The 627-nt window shown below is 30.0% G+C and carries 2 protein-coding genes; both read left to right on the top strand.

Annotated features, from left to right (window positions below; genetic code table 11):
• Window positions 1-218, top strand: a 218-nt coding sequence (locus tag ABCO64_RS10550) for a PLDc N-terminal domain-containing protein (RefSeq protein ID WP_343089440.1), incomplete at its 5' end; no start/stop codon positions are given.
• Window positions 184-627, top strand: a 444-nt coding sequence (locus tag ABCO64_RS10545; RefSeq protein WP_343089439.1) for an ATP-binding cassette domain-containing protein, incomplete at its 3' end; no start/stop codon positions are given. The genes ABCO64_RS10550 and ABCO64_RS10545, both read left to right, overlap by 35 nt.

The raw sequence follows: 627 nt of genomic DNA, 5'->3' as shown, positions 1-627 counted from the left end.
ATTATATTCTAATTATTTTAGTTGCAAGTCCTATAATTTTGATTGATTTAGGGTTTAAAATCTACGCAGTCATAGATATTTTCAAAGTGGAAAGAGAGGTGCGCCATATTAGTAAAATTGCTTGGGCAGTCATTGTGTTAATTATCAGTTTTACTTGGATTGTTTATTTACTAATTGGTAGAGATGATGTCACTATTAAAGATAGAGAACTTAGTTAAAACATATGGTACTTTTAAAGCATTAAATCAATTAAATCTAGAAGTTAAAGAAAAAGAAATTTATGGATTTATAGGAAGAAATGGTGCGGGAAAAACGACAACCCTTCATAGTATTATGCAGTTTATATCATTTGATGAAGGGATTATAAGTTTTGATGGGAAACCGCTAAATAAAGACGATAATAGATATAAAGAATATATTTCTTTTGTTCCTGATGTTCCTTCTTTTCCAGAATATTTAAAGGGTAGAGAAGTGTTAATGTTAACCGCTGATTTTATCGGTATTCAAAAGGAAAAGCAAAAAGCTTTGATTGATTCTATCATTGAAAAGACTTACTTGCCCTATCCAAATAAAAAAGTCTCTCAATACTCTAGAGGGATGAAACAACGTTTAGCAATTGCTTGTGGT

It is taken from the genome of Methanocalculus natronophilus (genome assembly GCF_038751955.1).
GTDB classification, from domain to species: Archaea; Halobacteriota; Methanomicrobia; order Methanomicrobiales; family Methanocorpusculaceae; genus Methanocalculus; species Methanocalculus natronophilus.
This window is presented reverse-complemented; position numbering and strand designations above follow the sequence as displayed.